Origin of the sequence: Rhodanobacter sp. A1T4 (genome assembly GCF_014207185.1) — a bacterium.
Lineage (GTDB): Bacteria > Pseudomonadota > Gammaproteobacteria > Xanthomonadales > Rhodanobacteraceae > Rhodanobacter.
This window is the reverse complement of record NZ_JACHCP010000003.1, coordinates 71,313-95,416: the sequence shown is the minus strand read 5'-3', so window position 1 is coordinate 95,416 and position 24,104 is coordinate 71,313. Positions and strand designations below refer to the sequence as shown.

27 protein-coding genes and 6 tRNA genes are annotated in these 24,104 nt (G+C 57.1%); 17 read left to right on the top strand and 16 right to left on the bottom strand.

Annotation, left to right across the window (positions count from 1 at the left end):
- The first annotated feature begins 5 nt into the window (after positions 1–5).
- From HDE80_RS06725 to HDE80_RS06700, 6 genes are all read left to right on the top strand, one after another.
- Positions 6–1,952 (top strand): phage tail fiber protein, encoded by a 1,947-nt coding sequence (locus tag HDE80_RS06725; protein WP_184669111.1) that lies wholly within the window; start codon positions 6–8, stop codon positions 1,950–1,952.
- A gap of 29 nt (positions 1,953–1,981) precedes the next feature.
- A complete protein-coding gene (locus tag HDE80_RS06720; RefSeq protein WP_184669109.1) occupies positions 1,982–3,595 on the top strand; it encodes a hypothetical protein in 1,614 nt (537 codons plus the stop codon).
- Positions 3,596–3,655: 60 nt separating this feature from the next.
- Positions 3,656–4,069: a hypothetical protein gene (locus HDE80_RS06715; RefSeq protein WP_184669107.1), complete on the top strand. Its 414-nt coding sequence runs from the start codon at positions 3,656–3,658 to the stop codon at positions 4,067–4,069.
- Between the two features lie 116 nt (positions 4,070–4,185).
- Positions 4,186–4,806 (top strand): hypothetical protein, encoded by a 621-nt coding sequence (locus tag HDE80_RS06710; RefSeq protein ID WP_184669105.1) that lies wholly within the window; start codon positions 4,186–4,188, stop codon positions 4,804–4,806.
- Positions 4,807–4,811: 5 nt separating this feature from the next.
- Entirely contained in the window at positions 4,812–5,096 is a 285-nt protein-coding gene (locus tag HDE80_RS06705; RefSeq protein ID WP_184669103.1) for a hypothetical protein, read from the top strand.
- Positions 5,083–5,316 carry a hypothetical protein gene (locus HDE80_RS06700; protein WP_184669101.1) on the top strand — a complete coding sequence of 78 codons (234 nt, stop codon included), beginning with the start codon at positions 5,083–5,085 and terminating at the stop codon, positions 5,314–5,316. Before HDE80_RS06705 ends, HDE80_RS06700 begins: the two co-directional genes overlap by 14 nt.
- Here HDE80_RS06700 and HDE80_RS06695 read toward each other — a convergent pair.
- The gene (locus HDE80_RS06695; protein ID WP_184669099.1) at positions 5,309–5,785 is read right to left on the bottom strand and encodes a hypothetical protein; all 477 of its coding nucleotides are present in this window, start codon (positions 5,783–5,785) and stop codon (positions 5,309–5,311) included. The genes HDE80_RS06700 and HDE80_RS06695 overlap by 8 nt on opposite strands.
- A gap of 55 nt (positions 5,786–5,840) precedes the next feature.
- Between HDE80_RS06695 and terL the strand changes: the two genes are divergently transcribed.
- Entirely contained in the window at positions 5,841–7,499 is a 1,659-nt protein-coding gene (gene terL / locus HDE80_RS06690) for a phage terminase large subunit (RefSeq protein ID WP_184669904.1), read from the top strand.
- 11 nt (positions 7,500–7,510) lie between these two features.
- Here the strand turns inward: terL and HDE80_RS06685 are convergent, their stop codons facing one another.
- Positions 7,511–8,119, bottom strand: a complete 609-nt coding sequence (locus HDE80_RS06685; protein WP_184669097.1) for a hypothetical protein — start codon at positions 8,117–8,119, stop codon at positions 7,511–7,513.
- A gap of 57 nt (positions 8,120–8,176) precedes the next feature.
- On the opposite strand from HDE80_RS06685, the gene HDE80_RS06680 reads away from it, so the two are divergent.
- Positions 8,177–8,626, top strand: coding sequence for a lysozyme (locus tag HDE80_RS06680; protein WP_345776427.1), 450 nt, complete (start codon positions 8,177–8,179; stop codon positions 8,624–8,626).
- The gene (locus tag HDE80_RS06675) at positions 8,623–8,820 is read left to right on the top strand and encodes a hypothetical protein (RefSeq protein WP_184669096.1); all 198 of its coding nucleotides are present in this window, start codon (positions 8,623–8,625) and stop codon (positions 8,818–8,820) included. Before HDE80_RS06680 ends, HDE80_RS06675 begins: the two co-directional genes overlap by 4 nt.
- Before the next feature lie 6 nt (positions 8,821–8,826).
- On the opposite strand, the gene HDE80_RS06670 is transcribed toward HDE80_RS06675, so the two are convergent.
- Both HDE80_RS06670 and HDE80_RS06665 read right to left on the bottom strand, forming a co-directional pair.
- Positions 8,827–10,185: a phage tail tip lysozyme gene (locus HDE80_RS06670; protein ID WP_184669094.1), complete on the bottom strand. Its 1,359-nt coding sequence runs from the start codon at positions 10,183–10,185 to the stop codon at positions 8,827–8,829.
- Positions 10,175–10,759: a hypothetical protein gene (locus HDE80_RS06665; protein ID WP_184669087.1), complete on the bottom strand. Its 585-nt coding sequence runs from the start codon at positions 10,757–10,759 to the stop codon at positions 10,175–10,177. The genes HDE80_RS06670 and HDE80_RS06665 overlap by 11 nt, the downstream gene beginning before the upstream one ends.
- Positions 10,760–10,885: 126 nt before the next feature.
- On the opposite strand from HDE80_RS06665, the gene HDE80_RS06660 reads away from it, so the two are divergent.
- Together HDE80_RS06660 and HDE80_RS06655 are read left to right on the top strand one after the other, a co-directional pair.
- Positions 10,886–11,512, top strand: a complete 627-nt coding sequence (locus HDE80_RS06660) for a DUF6680 family protein (protein ID WP_184669085.1) — start codon at positions 10,886–10,888, stop codon at positions 11,510–11,512.
- Positions 11,513–12,745: 1,233 nt separating this feature from the next.
- On the top strand, positions 12,746–13,336 hold the full coding sequence (locus HDE80_RS06655; RefSeq protein WP_255483619.1) for an antirestriction protein ArdA: 591 nt from the start codon (positions 12,746–12,748) through the stop codon (positions 13,334–13,336).
- Between the two features lie 85 nt (positions 13,337–13,421).
- On the opposite strand, the gene HDE80_RS06650 is transcribed toward HDE80_RS06655, so the two are convergent.
- Complete coding sequence (locus HDE80_RS06650) at positions 13,422–13,697, bottom strand: hypothetical protein (RefSeq protein WP_184669081.1); 276 nt, start codon at positions 13,695–13,697, stop codon at positions 13,422–13,424.
- Between the two features lie 217 nt (positions 13,698–13,914).
- Here HDE80_RS06650 and HDE80_RS06645 point away from each other — a divergent pair, with 217 nt between their 5' ends.
- On the top strand, positions 13,915–14,160 hold the full coding sequence (locus HDE80_RS06645) for a hypothetical protein (RefSeq protein ID WP_184669079.1): 246 nt from the start codon (positions 13,915–13,917) through the stop codon (positions 14,158–14,160).
- Between the two features lie 2 nt (positions 14,161–14,162).
- Here the strand turns inward: HDE80_RS06645 and HDE80_RS06640 are convergent, their stop codons facing one another.
- Together HDE80_RS06640 and HDE80_RS06635 are read right to left on the bottom strand one after the other, a co-directional pair.
- On the bottom strand, positions 14,163–14,681 hold the full coding sequence (locus HDE80_RS06640) for a hypothetical protein (protein WP_184669077.1): 519 nt from the start codon (positions 14,679–14,681) through the stop codon (positions 14,163–14,165).
- A gap of 15 nt (positions 14,682–14,696) precedes the next feature.
- Entirely contained in the window at positions 14,697–15,626 is a 930-nt protein-coding gene (locus HDE80_RS06635) for a hypothetical protein (protein WP_184669075.1), read from the bottom strand.
- Positions 15,627–16,018: 392 nt separating this feature from the next.
- On the opposite strand from HDE80_RS06635, the gene HDE80_RS06630 reads away from it, so the two are divergent.
- The 3 genes from HDE80_RS06630 (at position 16,019) to HDE80_RS06620 (ending at position 18,278) form a co-directional block, all read left to right on the top strand.
- The gene (locus HDE80_RS06630) at positions 16,019–16,204 is read left to right on the top strand and encodes a hypothetical protein (RefSeq protein ID WP_184669073.1); all 186 of its coding nucleotides are present in this window, start codon (positions 16,019–16,021) and stop codon (positions 16,202–16,204) included.
- 367 nt (positions 16,205–16,571) lie between these two features.
- The gene (locus HDE80_RS06625; protein ID WP_184669071.1) at positions 16,572–16,952 is read left to right on the top strand and encodes a MarR family winged helix-turn-helix transcriptional regulator; all 381 of its coding nucleotides are present in this window, start codon (positions 16,572–16,574) and stop codon (positions 16,950–16,952) included.
- 63 nt (positions 16,953–17,015) lie between these two features.
- Positions 17,016–18,278, top strand: coding sequence for a tyrosine-type recombinase/integrase (locus HDE80_RS06620; RefSeq protein ID WP_184669069.1), 1,263 nt, complete (start codon positions 17,016–17,018; stop codon positions 18,276–18,278).
- A 16-nt stretch (positions 18,279–18,294) separates the two neighbouring features.
- On the opposite strand, the gene HDE80_RS06615 is transcribed toward HDE80_RS06620, so the two are convergent.
- The 8 genes from HDE80_RS06615 to rlmE form a co-directional block, all read right to left on the bottom strand.
- Positions 18,295–18,380: transfer RNA gene (locus HDE80_RS06615), tRNA-Leu, on the bottom strand.
- A 256-nt stretch (positions 18,381–18,636) separates the two neighbouring features.
- Positions 18,637–18,712 (bottom strand) — tRNA-Lys (locus HDE80_RS06610).
- Between the two features lie 34 nt (positions 18,713–18,746).
- Positions 18,747–18,823: transfer RNA gene (locus tag HDE80_RS06605), tRNA-His, on the bottom strand.
- A gap of 15 nt (positions 18,824–18,838) precedes the next feature.
- Positions 18,839–18,915: transfer RNA gene (locus HDE80_RS06600), tRNA-Arg, on the bottom strand.
- A 25-nt stretch (positions 18,916–18,940) separates the two neighbouring features.
- Positions 18,941–19,017: transfer RNA gene (locus tag HDE80_RS06595), tRNA-Pro, on the bottom strand.
- A gap of 174 nt (positions 19,018–19,191) precedes the next feature.
- Positions 19,192–19,268: transfer RNA gene (locus tag HDE80_RS06590), tRNA-Arg, on the bottom strand.
- Between the two features lie 305 nt (positions 19,269–19,573).
- A complete protein-coding gene (gene ftsH / locus HDE80_RS06585) occupies positions 19,574–21,532 on the bottom strand; it encodes an ATP-dependent zinc metalloprotease FtsH (RefSeq protein WP_184602448.1) in 1,959 nt (652 codons plus the stop codon).
- Positions 21,529–22,179, bottom strand: a complete 651-nt coding sequence (gene rlmE, locus HDE80_RS06580; RefSeq protein WP_184669067.1) for a 23S rRNA (uridine(2552)-2'-O)-methyltransferase RlmE — start codon at positions 22,177–22,179, stop codon at positions 21,529–21,531. The genes ftsH and rlmE overlap by 4 nt, the downstream gene beginning before the upstream one ends.
- Positions 22,180–22,356: 177 nt before the next feature.
- On the opposite strand from rlmE, the gene yhbY reads away from it, so the two are divergent.
- Positions 22,357–22,653: a ribosome assembly RNA-binding protein YhbY gene (yhbY, locus tag HDE80_RS06575; RefSeq protein ID WP_184669065.1), complete on the top strand. Its 297-nt coding sequence runs from the start codon at positions 22,357–22,359 to the stop codon at positions 22,651–22,653.
- Positions 22,653–23,030: an Mth938-like domain-containing protein gene (locus HDE80_RS06570; RefSeq protein ID WP_184669059.1), complete on the top strand. Its 378-nt coding sequence runs from the start codon at positions 22,653–22,655 to the stop codon at positions 23,028–23,030. Before yhbY ends, HDE80_RS06570 begins: the two co-directional genes overlap by 1 nt.
- A 30-nt stretch (positions 23,031–23,060) precedes the next feature.
- On the opposite strand, the gene HDE80_RS06565 is transcribed toward HDE80_RS06570, so the two are convergent.
- Positions 23,061–24,101 carry a peptidoglycan DD-metalloendopeptidase family protein gene (locus tag HDE80_RS06565; protein WP_184669058.1) on the bottom strand — a complete coding sequence of 347 codons (1,041 nt, stop codon included), beginning with the start codon at positions 24,099–24,101 and terminating at the stop codon, positions 23,061–23,063.
- Between the last annotated feature and the right edge of the window lie 3 nt (positions 24,102–24,104).

Here is a 24,104-nt window from a genome sequence, read left to right as displayed (position 1 = left end):
GATACATGACGCCTCTCGCTCGTGGCTACTCCTTCGTCATGTATCTGGCGGAGGATGCAGCCGCGTACACCATCCCCTTCCCCTCCCTACACAACGAAGACATCCGTGTGTTCGCAGGGGATGTGGGTGATGCTGTGGAACAGTCCTTTACCTGGGCTGGCCCTACCCAAATTCTATTGGCCGCCCCGGTGCCTCACGGCATCCTGGTGACCATCCGCAGGTTCACCCCGCGCGACCGCACACTCATTGAGGTGCAAGCCGGCACTCAGCTTCCTGCTGAGGACTTGAACACCAACGCAAAGCAACTCCTCTACATCCTGCAAGAGCAGATCGACTTCGGCGCCTATGGCGGAAGCGGTCTCCCTGGTGGCGGCTCCGGCTGGACTGGTCAAGACGGTGGTCCGCCCTCGCTGGCTATCCAGCAGATCATCGACGCACTGATGGCATCGCCCGTCATGGGCATCCTGACGACCCGCTTGGATGACATCGACAACACCGCCGAGACGCTGCTGGAAGAACTCCTGCGCAGCGACCAGACCTTCGATGAGCGCCGCAAGACTGAAGGCCGGCTTGCGCTGGCTGAAAGCACGCTCACGACCATTGAAGACAACTCGCAGTCTGTGGCGACGCAGATCACTGAGCTATTCGCCAAGTTCGACGACAGCGCCGCACAGTTCATCCAGGTCAACAAGGCCATCGCCACGGAGACCGAGGCGCGCGTAACGTCCGCCACGCAGCTCAGCGCGGCCATCAAAGATAGCCTTGCGCAGATCACGATTGTCCAACAAGCCGTCGCTACAGAAACCGAAGCACGCGCGCAGGCCATCACGAAGGTCGCATCGGACTTCGCTGCGGGCGACAAGGCGATCACGCAGACCCTGCAGACCACCTACGCGACCAAGGATTACGCGCAGGCCATCGCGACCACTCAGGTCGAAGCGTTCTCGAAGGGAACCTTTGCAAACCTCCAGCAACGGTTCGAGGCTCTGGTCGTGGGCGGCGCTGATCCCAGCGCAAACCCCGAGTGGCAGGCGAACTACACCGTGCGGATCAATGGCGGGAAGATCGATGGCGTGCCTGTCATCGCCGGCATCGGCCTCGGTGTGGATAGCAAGACCGGCAGCAGCTTTATCGTTATGGCTGATCGCTTCGGCTTCGTCTCCCCGACCTACACCAGCACGGGTGGTGTCCAGCAGATGAAGTACCCGTTCGTGATCGGCACGGTCGGCGGCGTGAGCACCGTGGGCATCCAAGGGCAGCTCATGGTCGATGGCTCGATCACTGCGGACAAGATCAGGACAAACACGCTGTCAGCCATCTCGGCCAATATGGGCGAAGTGAATGGCGGCACGTTCCGCACGTTCCAGCTCGACGGTAACGGGGCCATCATCAACCCGCAGGAGTTTCGCTGCGAGCTGACGAACAACCCTGGCGATACCTATCCCATGTGGATCGGCGGAGGGGTTAAGAACTACAACAACGCCGTCTTCTGTGTGGATCGAGCAGGCAATGCCAAGTTCGCCGGCAAGATCACGGCGCAGAACATGATCGGCACACTGCAGTCCAACGCAAACCAAGTGTGGACGGGCGACCTTATTGCTTCGAACAACGGTGTCGGCCCGATCATCACGCTGCCCGCACCGGTCCTGCTGGGTGAAGTACATCTGCCACTGATCCACGTCGAAACGAAGATCAACAACCCGTCCGGCAGCGGAGCGACAGGGGGCATCTACCTGGAGCGGCTATCAGGTAGTACGTGGGTCACCGTCAAAGTACACAACCACTACATCAATGGTGGCGCGACCGACTTCGATTCCATGCTGGCCTTCGACGCCCCCGTGTCGGGATCGGTGCAGTACCGCGTCCGCGTCGGCCCTGACCCCTACACGCAGAACAACTCCGGCAACTTCCATGGAACTGCCATCACCATCTATGCCATCGGCATGAGGTAAAGATCACTACCAACAATGAACCCGGCTATGTGTCGAACTCGACATTAGCCGCTCGTATCTCCGCGCTCATCGACAAGTGGAACGGCTACAAGAACGCGCTACGTGATCTTCTGACCAAGAAAGATGGCACGGTGGATATGGAGGACGGCACGGGTGCCATCGTGACCCTACCTACCTTCCCGGCTCTGCAGAAGTCCGTGAACATCCTGACGGACTCTTTGAACGGCGCAGTGTCTCAAGCACAAGCCATCAACGCTCAGACCGTGATCTACATGAACGCTGCGGATGTCTCGGCGAAAGCATCGGACACCGCACGAGCCGCTGCCGTTGTCGCGAAGGACGCCTCGGCGGCATCTGCCTCGGCATCGGCCGGCTCCGCCGCCAGCTCTGCCGCTCAGGTTCCTCTTGCCGCTGCGCAGGTGAAGCTCGCAGCCGATCAGGTAACCCTCGCTACAAGTGAGGTCACGAAAGCCACCACGCAGGCTACGAACGCTGCAGGAAGTGCGACGGCTGCGGCCGGTAGTGCCGCCACAGCAGGCACCAAGGCGGACACTGCGACGACTCAAGCGAGTATCGCAACGAACCAAGCCACCGCCTCATCGGCCAGCGCGACCGCTGCCAATACCTCGCAGACTCTCGCACTCAACTACGCGAACGCTGCGGTGAACGTCGAGGTCACGCCGGGGAACTACTCGGCCCGCCATTGGGCTGAGCAGGCCCGGTTGAACGTGCTGGGTTCCCTGGTGTTCAAGGGGCGCTTCGATGCCAGCAAGGGCGCGCTACCTGCCGCTCCAAACCTCGGTGACTTCTACCTCGTCAGCGTGGCCGGCACGATCAGCTCGGTGAAGTACGGCGTGGGCGATATGCTGTTCTACGACGGCACCTCCTGGGACCGTATCGACAACCAGACGGTCGTGCAGAGTGTTGCTGGCCGAACGGGCAACGTGGTCGTCAGCATCTCCGATCTAGCTGGCTTACAGGGGGCGCTCGATTCCAAGCAGAATCTTTTGGGCTTCACTCCTGTCCAGCAAGGTGGCGGTATCGGTCAGAGCACGAACAAGGTCTACATCGGCTGGGGAGGTTCGAAGCTCAAGGTCACTATCGACGCGACCGACATGGGCAACGTCGCGTTAGAAAGCTGGGTTAATCAGACGACGATCCTGCGCGGCGCGACAAACAGCACGGCCGGAACGATTTTCTCATCCGGTGCGCCTCCACCCATCTCAGCCATCGACGGCTCAGGTAACAACCGCAATACCGCGCTTCAGATCAGCAATGCTTCTAACACCAGCGCATCTGCCACGATGTCCTTCATCCGTGAGGGTCAATGCGGTGCCCACTTCGGTCTCGATACGGACAACGTGTTTCGGATCGGTGGCTGGTCGTTCGGCGCTTCTTACCGCGTGATTCACGAGGGCGTTTCGAACTGGGTGTGTCCCGGTAACTTCACCACCTCCGGTACCGCTGGCGCCTTTATCTCAGGCAACGGCAGCGGTATACAGATGAACGGCACTTGGTATCAGTCGGGCACCATCAACTTCCTGTGGGCTAACAGCGCCGGTTGGTCGCGTATGCCGCGCACGTTCGTGCAGAGCAACGACCCAGGTGCAGGAGCCGGCGAAGGTGACCTGTGGATTTGGTGACCCATGACATTCGCTCGTAGGTCCGGTGGCGGATGGGCAGCTCCCTCCACTGTTAAACGGATGTCTGGTGGGGCATGGGCGGATGTGCAGAACATCTATCGCCGCACTGGCGGTACGTGGGTTCTCGCATGGAAGAAGTACACGCCCGTCTCCGGAACGATTACTCCGGGACAGGCGAACGGTTCCCTTACGAGCGCATCGGGTGCCTCTGGTGTCCCGGTGTCCAACACGGTCACCGCGCAGGGTGCCAACGGCAACGGAAGCTACACGTACAACTGGCGGATTGGCAGCGTGAGTGATGGTGGAGCACTACCAAACATCTCTAACGCGAACGCACAGGCGGTGACCATCTCGCGCATCGTTACCAATAACACCGGGACGATTAACGGCACTCTCATCTGCACCATCTCGGACGGCACGTCCGCGGTGGATGTGAGCGTGCCTTACAACCTCTCGTACTCGAACAGGAACTAAGCATAGACGTTGAGCTAGAGAACCGCCTGATCGCCACGAAGGTCTCAGGCGCAAACGAGGTATTCGCTGAACTTCTGGAGCAGTTCGGGGACATCCTGGAGCAGGAAGCTCTCGCGATGCTCCCCGCTATCGGAAACGGCGCATACGACACGGACAGTCACAAGCTCGATGAGGCACTGAGGCTGCTGCGACTTATCGACCGGGACGCCAAGCCCGCTGTAGCCGCTGTAGTCATGGACGCGTCTCGCCGGCTCGCTGAGCTGACCCTCACGGAATCCGCGGCGTCCCCTCTGGCGTCTGGTGCATTCACCGCAGCCGTCCAGATGGCCGAGCGGTTCCCTGAGATGTCCCCGATGGTCGATGCGATCCAGCAGAATGCCATGGAGATCGCACGGCTGCAGGTATCCCTATGGCGTCTGCACATGCCGGCAGAACTGCCCGACACCCTCCCGGTGCTGCTGCGGCTCTCGACCGATCGCTCTCGCGTAGAGACCAGTAAGGGGCAGGAAGTGCCTGTGGCGATATGCGAACGCATCTGGCGCGTATCGCAACTCGCTCAGCAGCTTGGCCGCGCACTGACCGAAGACGAATACCTCCATGAAGGCGGTGCTGCTGTCGGTGCCTTCTCGCTTGTCCAGGTGGACGCATGCGGCTCGATCACTGTGAGCTGTCACCGCTTAGGCATCGACGAGATCAACAAGATTGCCGATGACCTCAGCTTCACTCCTACTCAATAATCACGATGGACAACGATACGAAACTACTCGCCTCCTTGGGCGTCACCGGGGCCATCATCGGCCTCGGTAAAACCCTTGCTTCCACCGGCCCTTCCAACTGGAAGATCGCCCTGGCTCGTTGCATCACTACGGCGGGACTCAGCATGAGCGCTGCGTTCGCTGTCGTCATCTTCCCAGCACTCTCTTTCCCGGCCCATGTGGGTCTCGCGGCGGCCCTGGCATCGCTGGGTACTACCGCGTTGGAGAGCCTGTTCTCTCGCTTCCTAGGAGGTTCCGATGGCAGCAAGTAAAGATTCCCTCGAACGCCTGCATTCGACCATCGCCGACAAGCTGACCACCGCTATCGAGGAGATGGAATCAGGTGAGAAAGGTCTCGCTGCGCTACTCAACGTGGCTCGTCAGTTCGTCAAGGACAATGGCATTGAAGCCGAACTGGTGCCCGGTGTGGGTGCCGGCAAGCTCGCTGAAAAGCTCAAGGAGTTTCCTTTCGATCCAACTGCAATCAATTAGAACGCTGGGCGCACTGATATTGCGAATAAAGCGATGTGATTGCAGCGGTGTCACCGTCCACGCGCTGCTTGTACAAATTGTATTTCACGCCCCAGTCTGGGGGAGATTGTGAGCCTTCCATAAGTGGCGACTCAGCAACTACGATCATCTGCATCTCCGATGTGTCTGCATCCTGTTCTTTTTTCAGATTATCGACTTCAGTAATCAGTGCATCGTTCTTATTTTTAACCAAAGCACTCAGATCAGCCTTACAAGACACCAGCGCTGCTTGGGCTTGAGTAAGGCGTGGATCAACAATCGACTGACTGTCCTTAAGCTGTTTGTTCGCAGCATCTAACTCTTTTTGAAGCCGATCATTTTCGGGCTTGTAGTACGCGGCGGCACCTATCGCGGTCGCCGCCGCTATGACGAATGCCCCCGTCATAATTTTCCCCAAAGCACCTTCCTTTTTTCCTTCTGCATTACTCATGCGTCTCTCCTTGTAGTGGTCTATGAGGCTATCGTCCAACCTATAGGAAACAAAAATACCGGAAAACCATCCCTTCGAGGACTTCCGTAACTTTGTCTTTCACATCTGGCAGCAGTTAGGACTACCAGCCCCGACCCCTGTCCAGTACGACATCGCTGCATATCTGCAGTACGGCCCTCGCCGTCGCGTCATCGAAGCCTTCCGAGGCATCGGCAAATCTTGGATCACCGCAGCGTATGTTTGCTGGCTCCTATGGCGTGACCCGCAACACAAGATTCTCGTCGTCTCAGCATCCAAGGATCGCTCGGACGCGTTCTCGATCTTCACCAAACGTCTGATCGAGACCATTCCCGAACTGGCTCATCTGAAGCCCCGTGGCGACCAGCGCAACTCGAACCTTGCGTTCGATGTAGGCCCCGCGAAACCCGACCAGTCCCCTTCCGTGAAGTCGGTGGGTATCACTGGTCAGCTCACCGGCTCGCGCGCTGACACGATCATCGCGGATGACGTAGAGGTCGTGAAGAATTCAGCCACCGTCGCACAGCGAGAGAAGCTTGGTGAACTCATCAAAGAGTTCGACGCGATCCTCAAGCCGCTCGCACACGCCGAGATCGTGTACCTGGGCACACCTCAGACCGAGGAGTCCATCTACAACCAGCTCCCCGCGCGCGGCTATGAAATCCGTATCTGGCCCGCCAGGTATCCGAAGGATCAGAAGCACTACTCGCAATACAACGAACGGCTCGCACCGTTCATCGCTGAGGCGTTCGAGCGTAACCCAGGGATCGCCTGGACACCTGTAGAACCCACACGGTTCCATGAGGACGACCTACTGCGTCGCGAGGCTTCCTATGGGCGCGGCGGATTCCTACTGCAGTTCATGCTGGATACCACGCTGTCCGATGCGGAGCGTTACCCGCTGAAGCTGTCAGACCTCATCGTCATGGACGTTGATCGAGAGGCTGCACCAATCCGGGTTATGTGGGCCAGTGGCAAAGAACAGGTCATCGACGACATTCCCTCTGTGGGATTCACTGGTGATCGCCTGCACCGCCCGATGTATTTCTCCAAGGATGTCGAGGAGTACACCGGCTCGGTCATGTCCGTCGATCCATCGGGTCGTGGCGGTGACGAGACCGGCTACAGCGTGACCAAAATGCTGCGCGGTATGGTCTACCTCCGCCGAGCTGGGGGCCTCAAGGGCGGCTATGACGACTCCGTACTGGAGAACATCGCCCACATTGCTCGCGCTGAGAAGGTGAAGCTCATCTTCGTCGAAGGTAACTTCGGAGACGGCATGTTCATCAAGCTCCTTGAGCCTGTGCTCCGCCGCATCTATCCCTGCACCGTCGAGGAGACACATAGCTCGGGACAGAAGGAGCGCCGCATCATCGACACGCTGGAGCCAGTGCTTAACCAGCATCGCCTCATCGTTGACGCCGCGCTCATGCGCGCCGATCAAAAGGATGAACCGAAGTTCCAACTGTTCCACCAGCTCAGCCGTATCACCCGTGACCGAGGCTCCCTTCGGCACGACGACAGGCTCGATGCGCTGGCTATGGCGGTTGCCTACTGGACTCAGTACCTCGACCGCGATGTGACGAACGAGGAGCAGAAGCGTCTCGAAGAACTCATGGAGCTGGAGTACGCGAACTTCGCTGAGTCTGTCGTCGGACATAAACCGTCTACACCTAACTTCTACGACAATTACTGAGTTCCGCTTCGTTACACATGATCTTTGATTAGGGAGATCAACAGTTCAAACAAACCGAAGAGGTGAGCTAGCAAAATAGTGAGGATAAAAATAAAGCCGCCCATCGCATACTTAATGACAGGCTTTGCCATTTCTTCCGCTACAAACTTGCGGCTTAAAATTGGCTCCGCCCTCTCTGTATCTCGGGGAGTCATTAAGACGGAGTTCGCGTCTAGCTGCAATGTGAAGTTCTGCACTAGAGGTGCTAGCCGAGCTTCCCAATTCGCTACGGATTGACGTTGAAAGACAGGATCGGCTCTGCCTGACCTGTTAACAACCGCTTGATGAGCGACTCCGCAGTAAGCGCCGATCTGACTTAGCTGCGAAGTCGCCAGGCTCTGCCATTCAGGCAATAGAGGAAACTTAGGCTTTTCCGAAAGAAAAGCGACGTGCTTTTCACGGATGAAATCCCTTAGCTCTTCGATCCCTTTTATCGCGACTTCTATGAACGCATTGGATCGGCGTTCCTCGACGTCGGTAGTAAAAAAGTTGATGCCTAGCGCCGTCTTCTCGTAACGGAGCGGTATCTCCGCCTGTATGCGCGCCCTCTCCGCAGAAACGATGTGTTCGACGGCAGCCATGTATCTGGCGTCCGTCTCTCGTAGCTTTTCCATTTCCATCCCCAATAGGAAGCATTAATAGCCTACCAAATCACTCCCCGCCTCACCGACTTCATTGTAGGAGTCGAGGGCGAGCGGCTTGTCGCGTACCTCGACACAAACGGCACCCTGACTATCGGTGTCGGCCACACCGGCCCTGATGTCACCAAGGGTCTCCGCATCACCCCTGAGCGATCACGGCAGCTTCTCCAGGCCGATCTCTCGACCGCCGTAACCTGCGTGAACCGCTACGTCCGCGTGCCACTCACAGAGGCTCAGTGGATCGCCCTGGTGTCCTTCACGTTCAACGAGGGAATCCGCCGATTCCAGACCTCTACCCTGCTTCGCCTTCTCAATGCTGGCGACTACGCAGCGGTGCCTGCGCAGCTCGTGCGGTGGAACAAGGAAACCGTCAAAGGCGTGCTTCGAATCAACGATGGCCTCACGAATCGTCGTGCGGCTGAAATCAAACTATGGAATAGCAAATGAAAGCAGTCATCGAGTTCGTCTCTAACCGCAAGTGGGCCTGGGTTCTGTTCAAGTATCTAGTGCTCCCCGTCTTCGCCGTCTACGAAATCTGCAAGGATCGCCTGCCAGAAATCGTCGCGGAGTATCACAAGGATGTCGTGGAGATGGATGCCGACCTTGCTGAGTACCGTGAATCGCAGCAAGGTCGGAGTTGAGCTATATCAACGACCAGGAGGGCCGCCCATCTGCGGCCCTTGGGGTGCTTGAGGGGCTTGATTCTGCATCTGCGTCTGAGCCTGCACCTGTGCCTGCTGCTGCAGATTCTGGTTGACCTGCGTCATCTGCTGCGTGCTTTGTTCCATGGGTATATGGACCGCCTGGGCTGTCTCGACACCAGCAACGTTCTTGAATGCGCCAGGGATGATGTTCTGAGCAGCAAACGCCTTTGAGCCATCATCGCTCAGCGCAACCGTATCGATCCGCTTCAAGCCCTGTGCCTTGGCCTCGACCGTCAAGGCGCCGGCTAAGTTCTCGCTATGCTGGTCCGATGCGCGGCCCTGCGCAGCATCCAGCTTCTTTACGCCGTCGTACGCCTGCTGAAATAGCTTGTGATCGGGATTCGCGGGATCGTTTAAGAGGGGAGCCTTGGCAGGATCGGCATATGGCCCTCGATTGTTCGACAGCGCCTGTTCGTGCTCTTTGAGCGCCTTCAGGGTGTTGGGGCCAGCAACGCCATCGGGGTCTAGTCCGTTGTTGCTCTGAAACGCTTGCACAGCAGCCTTCGTATCATTACCGAAGGAGTTATCAGGATTGATCGGATTGCCTTTGTGATCCTTGTAGCCGAGATCACGCAATTGACCTTGTAGCTCGCCTACAGCGTCGCTTCGATCACCTTGCTGCAACACTCCGGCCGCGTGGTGCGCGTGCTGGTGGCCACCGTGGTGTACTACTTCAGCTCGGTTGCGGCTATCGAAAGCAGGATCAACTGCCGCTGCTGGATGCGTTTTTGCATGCTCTTGAACAAATTTCTCATACCCAGCGACGTAAGGCGCGACGTACTTCTTGGATAGCTCAAGGCCACCGGAGTCAGCCGCTGGACCATCGTGATGATATTTGTATATGTATTCTTCGCTGTGACCGTACTTTTTAGCTAACGCCGCATCGTCTTTGTAAGTCGCGACAAGCGCTTCAGCCTGCTTTGTTAGGTCACCCTGATTTTGCGGGGTAATCGCATAAGCTTTGGCAGTATCACCTACAAACTGACCGAGGCCATAAGCTGTGGTTGTGCCCGCTGCGGCGTCAGGATTGAATCCTGACTCGACCCTAGCCATGGCAAGTACATATGCAGTTTGGTGCTGGTCTAGTCCGCCTTTCTGTGCGGCCGTAATGATCGCGTCTACTGCTCTTGATTGCACTTCTGGACTGGCGTCACCCCATATATGCGAGTTCCCAGCTACTCGACCCGGAGAGTTATCGATGGGGTCTCTATAGTGGGTCTTATCTGGGGTTTTTACTTGTTCGTCGCGGTAAGCGAGTCCTTTCTTTTGAATCATCGAATCATAAATGTCATCACCGGCCATGGCCCACCTCCACACTCACAGGACAAAGTAAATTCCCTTTTGCATCGACATGCGGCCCTGTGCATACGATGCTGTCTGCCTTGTAATCATCAAGGTTAAGCTTTTTGCTTAGATCATCGAATGATTGATTGTTCGGGGCGATAGATTGAGCCGGTGGGGCATCGGGAACATCAACCGTTGCGGGGAAACTTGATGTCAGTAGTTTTCCGTTGGCGTCATACAAGTGATGCCATTCGCAAACGTCACAACCTGTTGGCAGTGACCCGTAAAGTACGTAAAAGTAGTTGGACTTATCGTTTTTAGATGCAGTGCATGCGAGTCCTATGGGCTGTTGTTTCTCAAGCCCCTTTGGACTACTCAGCCTGCTTTGTTGACCATTCTTTGATTTGAAGTAAAGCGCTGGATGTAGGCAGTTAGCCCTGCCGTGTCCCGCAGCCGGACAATTTAGGCTCATCTGCGCATCACCACACTGCTTAGTGACAACGGCGATGCCCGCTGTACTTCCGTTTGCGAAGCTTGCCCAAGGGGCTGCTGTTAAAAGTGTGAGAGTTAACGCAATTATCAATTTCGGCATGGTCATCCTCCTTGTGGTAGCCGCATATGAAAATTAGCACGTCCGGGCCTAGAAGGTGACTCGGCAGTATGCCAGGAGTTTTCCTGACGGTTACTATGGTGCCCAATCGAGTCCGGGGGGATCACCATGTTTACTTTCAGCGATGGGTTACTAGCCGCATGCACGCTTGCCGGCCCAGTCTTTGCCGTGCAGGCACAGAAGTGGATCGAGCGGAGTCGAGAAACGCGTAGCCGAAAGCTCCGTGTCTTTGAGGACTTGATGACTTCACGTCGAGAAAACCTCTCGTTTCAACATCAGCGCGCACTCAACATGATCGATTTTGTGTTCCGAAAGGACACCGAAGTGCTGAATGCCTGGCACAACTTATTCGATCACTTCAGCATGCCCGTCACGCCGGAAACTATTCCCCCTGGCTTCACGGAGGCACGACAGAAACTCTTTAACGTCCTTCTCAAAGAGATGAGTAAAGTTGTTGGACTGCACCTGGAGGACCGCAGCCTCGAACGTGGCTACTACTCTCCGCAGGCGCATGTTGATATGGAGGCTGAGAACTACAAGATACGAAAGGGTCTGATCGGATTGTTGGACGGCACCAACCCGATGAAGATGGCGGTTGTCTCGTTCGCGGTTGACCCTGATGCCCTCGCGGCGCAGCAAGAGGTGCAGAGGAAGCTTTCCTCATTGATTGAGAGCGGTACCCTGCACGTTACGGTAGACAACGCTCCTTCGTCCGCGAGCATACGTACCGACTGAAATGTTCAGCGGAAATTTCCGTTGGGGTATCAGTCTCTCAAGGATCGCGCACATCCCCCCGTGCCCGCGTCGAATGATCGCGCGCCTCGCGTCGTGACGTGAAGAACCGCACGCCTGCTGCTTCATTCCCGGCACCTGCAGCGGCACCTGATGACACTAGATGGCTCTGCTATGCGGTTTGCATCGCATCTAATATCTGATGCGCAATGCCCTAGCCTGCCCTGACGTACCCAGCTAGGCCGAAGCGGCCAGCAATACGTTCACGTCTGTCTGTTCTCATCTGTAGTTTTCGCCGACTGCCTGCCACATCCTGCCCTCGCGGTCACCTATCGAAACCAACAGCTGTAGCAACCTACAGGGCACTACGCGGCAGCTCTAGGCCGCAGTGCGGCAATCTCTCACCCTCATGATTGACTACAGGCATTACTTGACACATCGCAATTCAATGCTATCTTTACCTCCAAGTCACGGCAGGACGCCACCGACTCGCCCGCCACGCACCGGCCGGCACAGTGAAGGATCACAAGGCACCGCGAGCTTCCCTAGGGATAGCGCGGAGCGCCAAGGGCACCAACGGATTAGCCACTAGGCCCCCAAGGGAAACGAAGCGCGAATGACGGCCCTGCCGCTCGCCTTGCTAGGCACTGCTGATGGATCACTAGCCACACAGCAATACTTGACTAAACGCAATGTTTGATTTAAGATTCTCTCCACGGTCAAGGCAACAACGACCGACATCTGACACCAGCTATTCACGAGCCAGCGGCGCTTCCAAGCGTGCCTGATGCCGATGCTTCGAGACACCAAGAGTGATCCATTCCGTGCCCATTCGATCCCGAGTGGGCACCGCATGAACCACTAAAGGAGAACGCTATGGACAGTGAGACACGCTTCAAAGGTCGTAGAAGATCAGCCGGGAGTCTTAGCGGCTCCCGCCTCAACATCCGCTAGGCACAAGCCAAGCCCACGCGATGCAGCGTGGGTTTGACTGGTTCCTAATCAACACAGAGGCAACGCAATGCGCCCTGACCGCAATCCGTATCCGTTCCATAACCGCCAGCCGCAGCGGCCCGCCGTGTCCATCGGTTACCGGCCGGCTGCGCCACTGCCCACACACCGTAAGCGCCGGCTTGTCGCTGGTGCCGCTGGCTACCTATTCGCTGTGAGCGTGGCCGCTAAGGCCCTCATTGGGTTTATTGCGCCCTAACACCTGACACATCGGGAGATTTGACTATGGCACGCATCTACGTGGCTAGCCTGAGCGACTACAACGCGGGGCATTTGTTGGGTAAGTGGATTGACCTAGACGGCAAGGATGCCGACGACGTACAGGATGAGATTGCGGCCATGCTGCGGACCTCAAAGCATCCGAACGTCCGCGTACGCTGCCCCGACTGTGAGCATGATCGGGACAGTCAGTGGTGCATTCCGTGCGGCGGATACGGCACCGTGCCAAGCGCGGAGGAGTGGGCCATCCACGACTATGACGACTGTCCGGACATGGGCGAGAACCCGTCACTGGAGGCCCTGCTGGAACAGGTGCGGCTCATTGAGGAACACGGGGACGCATGGGAGGCATACACGGAGTGCGTGGGTATCAAGTACGCCACTGAATCTGGCTTCGAGGATGCGCGCGCCGGGGAAGCGGATAGCGAGCTGGAGTGGTGCGAACAGTTTCTAGATGACTGCGGGACGCTGAGCAAGATACCGGAGAACCTTCGCCTGTACTTCGATACCGAGCGGTATCTGCGGGACATGAAGTACGGCGGCGACGTGAGCTTCGAGGAAGTGAACGGCACCGTCTACGCCTTCTGGAATCACTGACGAGCCGATGCATCGACTGCCAGCACTTCACAGGGGGGACGACGGTCTCCCGCTGGAGACTCCTTATCCTGAAAATATGTGTGACTCACAACGAGTCTTTCCGTGCCCTTAGTTGTTTGGGCAACTTCATGGGTTTGTACTGCGCTTTCCCGTCACGCGCGCGGACTTGATCCATGTATTTGCCTAACTCGTGCGGCAGTGGACCGCGGGCCGATTCATACCACCCGCCGCCGACCGCGCGCAGTGTACCCGCCGCGATCAGACCATCGAAATCGGGGAAGTTTTTCAGATGCTCCCGAAGTTGCTCCCTCATTTCGTCCTCCGTCTTTGGAGCGCCATCCTGATGGGTCGTCAGTGCCATGCGTGCCTTCCTCGCGAGGTTCGTTCGTGCAGTTAAGCCCTACACCTTACAGAGTGACGCCTCTCAATGAATGAGGGGATAGATGCTCCCGACTATCATCAGGATGACTGCCAACAGCATAACTAGCCGGACATATTTCGGTGTAAACCACGAGCCCCGTCGAGCGCTTCGATAAATATCGCCTACCGAAGAGCGGAACCCTGGTGCAGGGTAATACATGAGCGACCACGCGAAGAGTAGGAAACCGCAAGCGGACAATATCGAGGCTGGCGGCCTGCCCATCACAAGCCTGCTGATTGTCACGAGCACGAGAATTCCGGCCCAAATTCTTTGCCCTTTGCTTATGCCGTTCTTATCCAAGCTGGACATCGTGCAGCACTCCATCCTTGTGTTAGAAAGTTTGCTCGTCTGTATCCACGGCAATACCGCTAAAAAAACCCCGCGATTGGCGGGGCTTCCTTAATCTCATGCGCCTGTGGTCGCGTCAGGAAACCATGTGCAATTCCACGTACCACCGGAATCCGAACTCGTGCAGGCCCATGAACCGTTTGCCTCTGGGAACGTCTGAGTCGGAGAATCGCTACCAGAGCCGCCGCCGTTGCTCCCGCCGGTGCCGCTACCGCTCCCGCTTCCACCAGAAGCGCCCGCTGCTTTTTGGCTACCAGGAATGGGGACCGCACCGAGAGAACTAGTGGTGCTAGCAACCAAAATGGACTCAGAAGATCCGTCCTGCCAGACGATTCTGAACGTAGCCCCAGCCGGAAGCCCCTCAGCAACAGATAATCTGTAAACAGCAGCCACTTGAGTCGCCCCGGCCGTCTGAATTGTTTCGTCGGAACTATTATCAGTCCCCACTACATTCGAAAGATTTTTGTAGATAGGCAGAGTCGTTTGGATACTTAACCCCTTGCCGCCACCACCCAATGCAGATGCATTACCTATAAGTAAGAAGCAAATCGCCCACCTAACAATCAGCTTTTTCATTACAATTCCTTTTGCTCATTTATGGTTAAGTAAACTCTGAACATTTCCGTCGGCTATCGCCCGATTGATATTATTTTCAGCCTTTGTAATCTCTTGATAGTTTGCGGGAGAGACGGCCGAGTATTGGACGTTAGTCCGATAATCGCCAGGTCCACAAATCCCCATATAGATGCACGATTGGTTCACAACAGCACTGGAGGCAGAGCAATCCATCCCTTGATCACAAGCAGCCAGTTGCCATGCGTACTTGGAGTTCGTAGTACCGACTTCGCCTCCCGGCGTCATTTCAAACGGCCCCCTATCGCTGAAGGCATCAGCAGCCGTAAAAAGCGCCGCTGGGTCATTTGCAGATAACACCTGCATGACCTCCTTCTGCACCTTATCTTCAGGCGTCGTGGAAATACCGTTGGTTAGATTGCGAGCTATCGCTTCTGCATTTCCTTCTTTTGCCGCATTTTTATACAAATTCTCAACGTCATTCCTTTTGAGTTGCGTAGTAAACGCAAAGTCCTTGCAACGCTCGTCAATTTGCTGAAGTGCCTTAATGCGAAACTCTGCGTACTTACCGCCATTCGCTTGTAGGTCAGCTATATACAATTTTCCAGAATTGGGCCTTGCAATAAGTGAACCACATTCGTCCCATGCTTTTGCTTGCGCAATCTCAAGCGTGCCGGGCGGTGATGACGCGGAACTCAGCGATGCTATATATGCATTAATGTTTTTAGCAGTAGAATAATCCGTAGAAGGTATTGCTTTGCGACTGCCAGTTGAGGATGAAACCGAAGCGGTTGACTCCTGGCTTTTTGCGACAGAAGAGGTGGATGCAGTTGATACAGGTAGCGCTGTTGAAGGTGAGTTAGAGCCTTGCGCAAAAAGTGCATAACTCGCCGCGATGATCGCTAACAACGCAACGACGCTTAATGAAAGTTTCGTGGTTTTTTTCACAAGAAGCCCCTATCCCTTTAAGTTAAATCCATAGCTATATACCGCATCTTGATCGGGCCAGTTTCGCCTTCTATAGCCTAAAGCATTCTTTCGGTATCGACCTACAAACGCAAGACTCGTAATAGCTCATTGGAGCGTAGGGCATTACCTACATGGACATGCGGCGCGCCCCGCTCCTTCGACGAGTGGGGCGTGGCAGTAGATAAAGAGAGAGGCGCCTAGGCTATCTGAAGCCGCGGCGATAGAAAGTTGTGCCCGCTTCATCGACTGTCATCGTGGGATGAGAACGATCGTCTGACTCCACGGGCAGCAATATCTTACGAAATTTACCCATCGACGCAAGTCAGCGCACGCCTCGCTGAGCCGTAGGCGTGCCCCATCGGGAAACCTAAATGAACCCATCAAACCGCCAACCCACGCGGTTCCCTAACTACATCATCGCCCTGATGATCGCCCTGACCTTGGGAGGCTTCGTGGTCTCCATCACCGGCTCCAGGGCGGTCTTCACGGTCTTCGCCCTCGTCTATATCTCGGTCTTCGTTGGCTGGGTGGCGATGACTTTCCGCAACCGGAGTTGATCAATGAGTCCCTTTTCAATGTGGGAAAGATTCAATTTGATTCTCGATACGACGCACGACGTCACGCCGGATGAAGCCCTCGCAAGGACTTGCGGCAACACAGCACCAGATGAGGACGATTTGTGACGCTGCGTGCGTCTTGCGAGTCCAAAAAGTGGTCGTCACAATCCATGAACATGGTCAAAGTCTGACAAAGGAAGTAGAGCAATGCTGCACAATATCCCAGCTATAACATTGCAACTCATTGAATTACACAGAGGTTTCCAGTTCTACTTTGACCGCCCCACACCGTTGAGCATAGTCATTGCTTTCGGTATCGCAAGGCTCTACATTTCGTGGGAGCCTGTACCTCCCATAAGGATTCCAGATGAAACACCTGACCCCGACGGACGCCGCTCGGATCATGTTTGCGTTGCTGCAGAAGATACGACGGGACACGGAGGGCGGCTCGAAATTCACCCTCGCAAACGCATCCACCTTGTTTGCAGCACTGAAGAACCCAGGCGCTCTACAAACTGATATCTACAAGGAAGTGGGAGGCGTCAAAGACTCAGCGATCTCTCGTCAGTTCGATCTGCTTGAGGGGCGAAGCCGGCTTACCCCCGACGCGCCGAGCACCGGACTAATCATGCGTGAGCGCAGCGGGGCCAGCCGCACCAACAATGCCGTCGTGCTGACCCCGGAGGGCGAGAAATTCGCCGCCGAGTTCGCTGAGCTATTCAACCGCCTGCTGGACGCGCGAACTTAATCCGCACCGCAAGCAACACTTACCAAACCCGCCCATGTGGCGGGTTTTTTATTGGAGAAACGTATGACCATCGAACTGAAGGGCAAGGTGAAACCCGGCCAGGCTGACCGCCGCTACTACATGATCCGCGTTCAAGTAGACGGACGTCGCGAGGTGATGTCGTCAGGCACGCGCGATCGCACAGCGGCGCTGCTGAAGGAACAGACCATCGTCAACACACTGCAGAAGCATCCGAACATCCCAAAGGCCGACCTTGTCGCCTTGGTTCGTGGAGATGCATCGGCGCGGCACCGAGCGGTATTGAAACAATCGAACGGCGTGACCCTCCACGAAGCATTTGCACGCTGCTTCGCTGATCCCGAGGTGTGGCGCGGGATACGCGCGCGGCGCGGCTATGAGTCGCTTTGCAAAGAGATCGAGCTGTACTTCGGAGCTGACCGACCCATCCAGTCGATCAAGCAGAAGGAGTGCAAGGACTTCGGCACGAAGCTTCTGGACAAGGGACTGGCCCCGAGTACTGTGAACAAGCGGTTGGCTTGCCTCTCCAAGGTCTTCAACGTCATGCGGCACGCCGAGGACGGCTACCCCAACCTCCCCGTCCTAACCATGCTGTCTGACAAAAACCCCCGTACCTACAGCGCGAGCCTGAAGGACGAGGAGGCGTTGTTTGCGGCCGTCGCTGGCCTCGATGAGTCCCGTACAGGCCCCAAGGGCGGCCCACCGCGTAAGAAGGACGCCTACAAGTACCTGCGGCTGTTCAAGGTACTGGTCGAGACAGGGATGCGCTTAGGCGAAGGCCTGCGGATTCGCTGGGAGGACATCGCGGTGGATACTGCGGACGGCACCTGGATCATCAAGGTCTACCGTCGCGACGAGATCAAGAACAGGAAGGCAAAGACGATCCCAGTCACCGGCATGGCCCGAGAGGTGCTACAGGAGATGCTGTCGCTGCCGGCGCGGGAGAAACACAAGGTTGGCCCCTTCGGCGATCTGAACAAGCGACGGGCGCAACACATCTGGACGGCAGCGAAGGTGATCGCAAAGATCACGGACAAGGAGTGTGTCATCCACTCCCTGCGTCACACGCTCGCTACGCGTCTCCTGAAGGCTACGGGCAACCTGGTGCTAGTTAGCACCTGGCTGGGCCATACAACGACGCAGACGACGAGTGACACCTATGCCCACGTCGAGTCGGACAGCTTGATCGAGGGTGCAGCGGCACTTACTAAGCTTCGTGGCACCTTATCTGACTCTCTGCAGGCTTCCCGAGACAGGGAGTCCGCACCAGAATCAGCTCTTGACACATCGGGCATTGTAACTGCCTGATTTTATTACGTTGGCTTGGTGCGAAAGGGGGGACTCGAACCCCCACGATTATTAGTCGCCAGAACCTAAATCTGGTGCGTCTACCAATTCCGCCACTCTCGCGCGCCAACCACAGAAAACTTGCGCAACTGCAGGATTATCAAGTCTATTTTCGGGCGAGATACAGCCCAGCCATTGATCCGACCCCACTTTTGCCGCGCTCGTCTAAGTTGATGATTCCCTTATACGAAAGCGCTCCATTTTACGGTTGCACCACGCTACAGCACAAGCAGCGCATTCCAGCCTTGCCCTAGGCCCCACGTGGTTTTATTCCACACAAAGAAAAAGGGACTTGCGCAAGCGCAAGTCCCTTTTGAATTGGTGGGCCGTGAAGGATTCGAACCTTCGACCAATTGATTAAGAGTCAACTGCTCTACCAACTGAGCTAACGGCCCGGTGAAACTGGGCTTGAACAAATTGATTTGAAACTGGGGTGGATGATGGGATTCGAACCCACGACAACCGGAATCACAATCCGGGACTCTAACCAGCTGAGCTACACCCACCATAAATCTTGAAACTGGTGCGCCCGACAGGACTCGAACCTGCAACCGTCGGCTTAGAAGGCCGATGCTCTATCCGGTTGAGCTACAGGCGCAGTCACTACCAGAAGAACGCGTCGCTGGTCGGGGCAGAGGGATTCGAACCCCCGACTTTTGCGTCCCAAACGCAACGCTCTACCAGACTGAGCTATACCCCGCAACGAATGATCGAAGATTTCAAGTCATCGAAGCCTTCAAATGTTACGGGTGACACTGCGATCCGTCAATCCGTATCGAAGCACACACCTTGATTCCACATCTCCAACAACTACGGAAAAATCGCTTTCCGTAAAAACAAAACGGGGTGCAAGCACCCCGCCTCGCTGCATAAATGGTGCGCCCGGAGAGATTCGAACTCCCGACCACCTAGTTCGTAGCCAGGTACTCTATCCAACTGAGCTACGGGCGCACTGAAAAACGTTTGACTCGCTGTATCGATGTTTGGGCATCAACACGCCGAACCAAGAAGCGGAATTATTCAGACTCCGCCCTCATGCGTCAACACTTTTCGTCAAAAAAATTTAATAGACATGCTGCCATTCGGCACTGATGGCTCTTTCTAGCGGGCTCCGATGAAATAGTTGGCGCAATGACGGCGGTCATAAATCGGAACAGTGGAAATCAAATAGGCGGCCATGGCCGCCTATTTGATCGAACGTATCTGATCACACGCTACAGAGCACTACAGACTCATCTCAAGCCTGCAGCCCTACATCAGCTCTCGAAGCCCGAGCGATTTTGTGCAGCGGGATCACCGACCTTCCCCACCGGCAAACCGGCATCGCTTTTCGGCGGTGGCGGCGGTGGCGTGCTGCTGGTCGGTGGATTTTTTGTCCAGTCGGCCGGCGGACCGGGCTCCCGCCCCGCCATGATGTCGTTGATCTGGTGCGCATCGATCGTCTCATACTGCAAAAGCAGCTCGGCCATGATGTGCAGCTTGTCCATATTTGCCGTCAACAGCTCCTTGCTACGCGCATAAGCGCGATCGAGAATGCCGCGCACGACTTCGTCAATCTTGCTCGCAGTCTCGTTGGAGATGCTCTTGTGCTGGGTCACCGAGCGACCGAGAAATACCTCATCCTCGTCTTCACCGTAGGTCACCGGACCGAGTTCATCGGACAAGCCCCACTTGGTCGCCATGTTGCGCGCCATCTTGGTCGCGCGCTCAATGTCGTTGGAGGCACCAGTGGTGACCTTGTCGGCACCGAAGATCAACTCTTCCGCCACACGGCCGCCATAGAGCGAGCACAATTGAGACTGGATCGCGACCCGGTTGATGCTGTACTTGTCGCCTTCGGGCAGATACATGGTGACGCCAAGCGCACGCCCACGCGGAATGATGGTCACCTTGTAGACCGGGTCATGCTCAGGCACCAGGCGACCGATGATCGCGTGACCCGACTCGTGATACGCGGTGAGCTTGCGCTCGTCCTCGCTCATCGCCATCGAGCGGCGCTCCGAGCCCATCAGGATCTTGTCTCGCGCCTTGTCCAGATGGCTCATGCGGACTTCGCGGGCGTTCTCACGCGCCGCAAACAACGCTGCCTCGTTGACCAGATTGGCCAGGTCCGCACCGGAGAACCCTGGTGTGCCTCGCGCAATCGTCATCGCATTGACGTCGCTGGCGGTCGGTACCTTGCGCATATGCACTTTCAGAATCTGCTCGCGGCCACGCACATCGGGCAGACCCACCACGACCTGACGATCGAAGCGACCCGGCCGCAGCAAGGCAGGATCCAGGACGTCAGGCCGGTTGGTCGCGGCGATCACAATGATGCCTTCGGTACCCTCGAAGCCGTCCATCTCGACCAGCAACTGGTTCAGCGTCTGCTCGCGCTCGTCGTGACCACCGCCGAGCCCGGCGCCGCGATGGCGACCGACCGCGTCGATTTCGTCGATGAAGATGATGCACGGGGCGTGTTTCTTGGCCTGCTCGAACATGTCGCGCACGCGGCTGGCACCCACGCCGACAAACATCTCGACGAAGTCTGAACCGGAAATCGCGAAGAACGGCACCTTGGCCTCACCTGCAATCGCCTTGGCCAGCAGGGTCTTGCCAGTGCCGGGCGGACCAACCATCAGCACGCCACGTGGAATCTTGCCACCCAGCTTCTGGAAACGGCCCGGATCGCGCAGGAACTCGACCAGTTCGCCGACCTCCTCCTTCGCCTCGTCACAACCGGCGACGTCGCTGAAATTGACCTTGATCTGATCCTCGCCCTGCAGCTTGGCACGCGAGCGACCGAAGCTCATGGCACCGCGACCACCGCCACCGGACTGCATCTGACGCATGAACCAGATGAATACACCGACGATCAGCAGCACCGGCAACCAGCTGATCAGCAAGCCGATGAGCGAGAAGCCTTCCGATGGGTCTTGGCGGACTTCAACGCCCTTGTCCTGCATCTGCTTGACAATCGGGCTGATGGACACGCCTACCTCAGGCACTACCGTACGGAAGGTGCTGCCATCCTTCAGCTTGCCGCTGATGGTTGCCGGCTGATCGGCGCTGATAACGGCGGTCGACACGTTACCGTTGTCGACGCTTTGCACGAATCCGCTGTAAGGCAGATCCGAGGAGGATGTGCCGTGCGGATTGAAGCTCTGGAAAACGGCGAATAGAACCGCCGCGATAATCACCCAGAGCAATACGTTTTTTGCTGTCTCATTCATGCGCGATTCTCGACCGGTTGCACCGCAGAAGGCTTTCTACCCATCGCCAGTGCGTACACCTCACGTGAACGGGCACGTGAGGCCTTTGGTTTACGCATAGTCACGCGGGTGAAGTCCGCGCGCAAGCTGCGCAAGTAATTGTCAAAACCGGCCCCCTGAAACAACTTGATCAGGAAAGAACCACCGGGCTTGAGCCACTGCCGACTAAAGTCCAGCGCCAGTTCGGCCAGATCCATGGCACGGATCTGATCGGCTAGCGCCACACCACTCATATTGGGGGCCATATCGGACAGCACAAGATCCAGCTTTTGGCCGTTCAACCGGGCCTCCAGCTCGCGCAAGACCGACTCTTCACGAAAATCACCCTGCAGGAAATCCACGCCAGCGATGCTCTGCATCGGCAGGATATCCAGAGCAACGACCGTGCCGGTATCGCCCATGCGCTGGCGCACCAGCTGCGACCAGCTGCCGGGGGCCGCGCCCAGATCGACCACGTGAATGCCCGGCTTCAGCAGACGATCGCGTTCGATCAGCTCTTCCAGCTTGTAGACCGCACGGGAGCGAAGGCCCTCGGCTTGGGCCTTTTTCACATAGACATCGTTGAAATGTTCGCGCAGCCAGACGGCACTGCTTTTACTGCGGGTCATGGTCGGATACAGCCAGGAAGAGGGAGATTGCTGAGAGGCCGAGAAAACACGCGTTAACGATTACAACAGTACACAGGATCGTTCATCACTTGTGACGATCGAATGTTTTCCGGCATGCGGCTTGTGGACGCATGATACCCTTAGATGTTGAATGACAGCGAATCGAGTACGCACGACATGGCACTTTCCTCCTCGCAGATCCGTTACCTGCGCAGCCTCGCTCATGATCTGAGCCCGGTCATCCTGCTCGGCAACAAAGGCGCCAGCGACGCTGTCACCAAGGAACTCGGCCTGGCTCTTAGCCAGCACGAACTGGTCAAGGTCAAGCTGTCCGGTGGCGACAAGGAAGAGCGCCAGGCCCAGATTGCTGTTTTGACCGAAGGCACCCAAGCGGAGACGATCCAGCAGATCGGCCACGTGGTGGTGCTTTTCCGCCGCAATATCGACGAGCCGAAGATCGCCCTGCCGCGCTGATGGATCTATCCCTCGACCAGGCTGAAGGCTATCTGCTTGTGCGTCGAGTCGGCGCGCAAAGCATCACACTGATCGATCGGGAGCTGTCCAGCAGCTTTCTGCTGGCACCGGATAAGGCCATCGAGAACTGGGGTGTCGACGACGCCAGCCAGCTCGATGCCGACCACGTCGGTGCTCTACTGGACTTGCAACCCGAGCTCGTAATTTTGGGTACCGGCCAGCGCCAGACATTCCCGGCGGCGGCCTTCATGGCCGGCTTTCTTCGCCGGAACGTCGGCATCGAAGTGATGGACAACGCCGCCGCCGCGCGTACCTACAACCTGTTGGCGGGTGAAGGGCGACGGGTCGTTGCCGGGTTTATTCTGCTGACGCCTTGATTCGACGCGACTTGCGTTGCCGTTATAGCCTTAGTGCGGCGGCAGATAACCCAGCGGATCGACCGGGTTGCCGTCCTTGCGGATCTGGAATTCCAGTTCGTTGCGGGTCGCGCCAGTGGAACCCATTTCGGCAATCTGCTGCCCGGCGGTGACTCGCTGACCTTCCTTGACCAGACGCTTGCTGTTGTGGCCATAGGCCGACAGGAAGCTGTCACTGTGCTTGATGATGACCAGCTCGCCGTAACCGACCAACCCGTTGCCGCTATAAACCACGACACCGTCCGCCGCAGCGTGCACGGGATCGCCGGCGTTGCCACCGATCTCGATACCGGGAATGGCATCGCCCGTCTGGAAGCGTTTGATTAACGTGCCCTGCGCCGGCCAACGCCATGTCACGCCGCTGACCGCACGTGAGGGGCCGGTAGAGACCACCTGCGCGGGTGCGGGTGGTGGCAGCACCGCTGGCGACGGCGTCTTTACGCCCGCTACCGGTACCACGCTGGTTGTTGTTGTGACCGCAGGCGCCACCGGCTTGGGTGGCGCCGTGACGACTGGCGTGACACCTGCGCTTGCCGGGCTTGGCGGCTTCGAACTGGACGATGCAGCAGCCGGCGTGGTCACGGGTTCAAACATCGGTGCCGATGCAACCGCGGGAGTGGGCGATGGATGTGCCGTAGATGCCGGGGCAACAGCTGGCGCCGGACCCGGCGGCGGCGGCGGGGCACCGCCGGGATGCCCTGTTGCAACAGCAGTTGCCGTCACCGGAGAAAGTTTCAGACGCTGCCCGGGATGAATGGTGTAAGGCGCAGCCACAGAATTCCACTGTGCCAGATCGCGAAAGTCCACTTTGTTGCGAAAGGCGATTGAATACAGTGTGTCGCCCTTCACCACCTGATAGCTACCGCCGGGAATCGACGTATGTGCAGGCGCCGCAACACTGCCGCCACTGTAACCACCGCCGGCAGCCGGCTCCACCACCACCGAACTGTGCATGGTGCTACAGGCGGCGAGCGTCAAGGATGCAACCGCAATCGTCAGAACAGGCAGGTGTCGAGTCATGGTGAGCAGCATACC